2 protein-coding genes and 1 pseudogene are annotated in these 3,549 nt (G+C 37.5%); 1 reads left to right on the top strand and 2 read right to left on the bottom strand.

Annotation, left to right across the window (positions count from 1 at the left end; translation table 11 throughout):
- Nucleotides 1-110 precede the first annotated feature (110 nt).
- Nucleotides 111-464, bottom strand: a complete 354-nt coding sequence (locus HT688_RS04335; protein WP_000945718.1) for an aminotransferase class V-fold PLP-dependent enzyme — start codon at nt 462-464, stop codon at nt 111-113.
- 676 nt (nt 465-1,140) lie between these two features.
- Entirely contained in the window at nt 1,141-2,520 is a 1,380-nt protein-coding gene (gene nox, locus HT688_RS04330) for a H2O-forming NADH oxidase (RefSeq protein ID WP_000036801.1), read from the bottom strand.
- 295 nt (nt 2,521-2,815) lie between these two features.
- Between nox and HT688_RS04325 the strand changes: the two are divergent.
- Nucleotides 2,816-3,549: pseudogene (locus HT688_RS04325) on the top strand (FAD:protein FMN transferase); the annotation flags it as partial.

The raw sequence follows: 3,549 nt of genomic DNA, 5'->3' as shown, positions 1-3,549 counted from the left end.
GCTGCCTCGACATGGCTGTGCCCCTCTTTGATGTAATCTAATGCTCGCTGTTTAAAATCTGTACTATATGCCATAGCTTTATTATAACATGCTTGTTTGAAACTAAGCAACTATAACATTTTCCAAGGTAAATAATTAGAATGGTGTTCTAATACAGACACGCCTAATTTACCTTTATTATATTTTATAGACCTACTAAGTAAGTTATAAGCCTCCGTAGCACTTTTAGTGAAAAGCACATTGCAGTTACTGGCACTTAGAAAATTTTTAATTTTTTTCTTAACAGCCTCATATTCATTAGAAAAAATTAAATCATTTTTTGAATTATGTCTCTTAATGTTTATTGGAATTCCTGAATAAACTTCTGTTAATTTATTAACAACAGCTTTTGGCTTGGGAACTGTAGCTGCATTATCAAAATAAATAATATCTGATGTTTGAAAAGAAAATAAATTCCTCAACATATTTCACCACTTTGAAAATCTACTACCATTAAAAATTTCTACTTCCTAAGATTTAAAATTCGATTTATGTAATACATTGTATTGGCACATCTTTTGGGAAATACAACTGAACCATTTAATACTACTACAGAAACTTCATCACTACTATGGCTTCTGCTGACTTCTCATGATTCCTTGTTACTATGCTTTAGGCGCTCATGAAACCTCACGGAATCAGTCCCAGATCTTTCTTCCTTTATAACAGAGGACGTTAAAAGGTTACAGTGAAAATAGGAAATCGGACGCAGAGTCTTTGGACTCTAGGAAGATTTATCTTTTTCACACAAACCTTAGTCCGAATTCAATTACTTTCATGACTTACAGATATAAGTTACGACTACCTATATAAACTTTAGAGTTCTTGGCTATCTCATCTGCTAGATAGGCTTTCCTAGCACCTCTCTGTTCCTAGAACCAGGATTTCGCTATTCTTTCCTCTAACGTTTTTTACTCTAACGTCAGGGTCTATCTCCAGACCGTCTTCGTCCGCTACCTCACGATAGTCAGGATTGAGGGGCGCTGTTGGGTTCATCGGTAGCTAGTGCCCACAGAGGACTTGTTCCTCAGATGTAGGCCATGACCCGTCGTACCTAAAAAACTATCCGACCTTGACTTAAGACCAGATAGTTCATCATTTTTATTTTTCAGCTGTAAGGGCAGCCATTGTGATGTAGTTGTATGGTTTGTTGAAGTGTGGCAAGAAGAAGAGGTCTGTCAATGCCAATTTATCAATTGTTACATGCTCTTGGATAGCAAGTGAGAACATGTGAATTCCCATGCTGATTGAAATATCGTGTGAAACCATTTGGGCACCAAGAATTTCACGGCTATCTTTGTCAAAGACAATCTTAATCGCTACTTCATGGTTATCGTGTTTCATGAATTCTGGTTTTTGAAGATCGTTAAATCCTGTCTCAGTCGCATTGTAACCTGCAGCTTTTGCTTTTTCAAGAGTCAAACCAGTTGAAACCATGTGAAGACCATAGATTGAGATACCGTTTGAACCTTGAACACCGATTCCTTCCAATTCATGTCCACAAGCATTGTAGGCACCAACGATACCAGTACGAACTGCGTTTGAAGCAAGGGCGATGTAGCTTGTGTCTTTACGAGCATTATCATAGACAGTCGCACAGTCACCAACTGCAAATACACCTGGAATTGAAGTTTCTTGTTTCTTATCTACAAGGAAAGCACCATTTCGGAAGAGTTCAATCTTACCGTCAGCAAGAGCTGTGTTAGGACGGAAACCAACCGCAAGAACAACCATATCCACATCAAAAGTTTCTTTATCGGTAATCAAGCGTTCAACTTTACCGTCACCTTCGATTGCTTTAACAGTTTGACCAAGAGCCAAGCGGATGTTGTGGTCTTCCAAGTTCTTCGCCATCATTTGTGTAAAGTCTTTGTCATAGTAACCGTTCAAGACAGTATCAACGATATCGACAAGGACAACTTCTTTTCCAAGACGCTCAAAGGCTTCAGCAAGTTCAACACCAATGTAACCACCACCAACAACGGCGATACGGTCAAGGTGTTGGCTCTTGTCAGCAAGTTTATTGATCACTTCTTCAGCGTTTTGGTACAATTTCACGAATTGTACGTTTTCAAGAGTTGCTTTAAATTCGCGGTTTCCTTTAAGAATTTCAACACCTTCTATTGGTGGCAAGATTGGTGTAGAACCTGTAGCGAAAATCAATTTCTCGTATGATTCTTTGTGCTCTTTTCCTTCAACTTCGGCTGTGACTACTTTGTTATCATAGTCGATTGAAAGAACAGGTGAGTTCATGTAAACCTTAGCACCTTTAGCTTCCAATTTTTCTTTATCAGAATAGAACAAGCCTTCAGCACCGTCAATTTGATTACCAATCCAAAGAGCCATTCCACATCCTAGGAAAGAGATGCTAGAGTTTTGGTCAAATACAACAATTTCGTTCTCATTTCCAAAATTATCCAACATAGTATTAATACATGCTGTACCAGCATGGTTAGCACCGACTACAACAATTTTACTCATAAAAAATTTCCTACTTTCATTCTAAATTTACCTTACTAGTATACCATTTATTGTCAGCGTTTACCAGAGGTTTGCTATTACTTTATCATTTTTTATCAAAAACAATTCTCCATTTATCCTAATTTCAAGCCTAATGAATTTTTTTAAGCATATTTCTTGACTTTTTCCAAATTTAATTTATGAAAATTCTAGCTTTATGGTATTATAATAACATGAAAATAAAATACAAGGTCTTCCATTTATATAATTATTTGATATTGCAACTTATTTTCTACAAAAGAAAAAAGTTGCTAGCTTGCCTCTTCGTTCACATTCTGAACTCCTAACGGGAACCACTATCACTATTTCATTAGTTAATGAGTGAGCAGATATCTTACTCTAAAAATCCTTTGATTTGCTCAAAAAGCTTGAATACCATTTCAATGCCAATAGTCAAGAATCTGAGTTGATGGAAATCAATTATCAAGCAGGAATAGCCCCCGTCACTGTTCATCCAGACCTGTTTGAACTGATTTCACTTGGTTTAGAGCATAGCCTAGCACTCTATAGCCAGCTCAACATCAGTATTGATCCCCTAATTCAAACCTGGCGCATTGGTTTTTCAGATGCCAAAGCTGCACAACCTCAAGAAATTGAAGCGGTGCTGTCTCTAATCAATCCTCATGATATCGAGTTAGATTCTTCTACTTCCATTGTATTCTTAAAGCAGAAAGGAATGAAAATCGATTTAGGTTGTTTAGTCAAGGGTTATAGTGCAGATAAAGGGTGCCCAATTTCTTAGAAAAGAGGGTATGACTTCTGCCTTGATCAATCTGGGAGGGAGTATCCTGACCATTGGAAAAAATCAGGCAAGAGGGGATAACCCTTGGCAAATCGAGATTCAAGATTCAGCCAATCCGAGGGGAAATCACTTAATGACCATTCCCGTTGTCAATCAATCTGTCGTGACTTCAGGCATTTATGAACGTCACCTGACAGTCGATGGACAAGATTACCATCACATTTTTGACAATAGACTTCCTGCAAAAC

The sequence above is a fragment of the Streptococcus sp. 1559 genome (assembly GCF_013276735.1).
Taxonomy (GTDB): Bacteria; Bacillota; Bacilli; order Lactobacillales; family Streptococcaceae; genus Streptococcus; species Streptococcus pseudopneumoniae.
Note: the sequence above shows the minus strand (reverse complement) of the source record. Positions and strands in the feature narration are given on the sequence as shown.

What these genes read in the sequence shown, in the direction of transcription:
- nox (WP_000036801.1), bottom strand. Translation starts at nt 2,520, where the DNA reads ATGAGTAAAATTGTTGTAGTCGGTGCTAACCATGCTGGTACAGCATGT.
- HT688_RS04335 (WP_000945718.1), bottom strand. Translation starts at nt 464, where the DNA reads ATGTTGAGGAATTTATTTTCTTTTCAAACATCAGATATTATTTATTTT.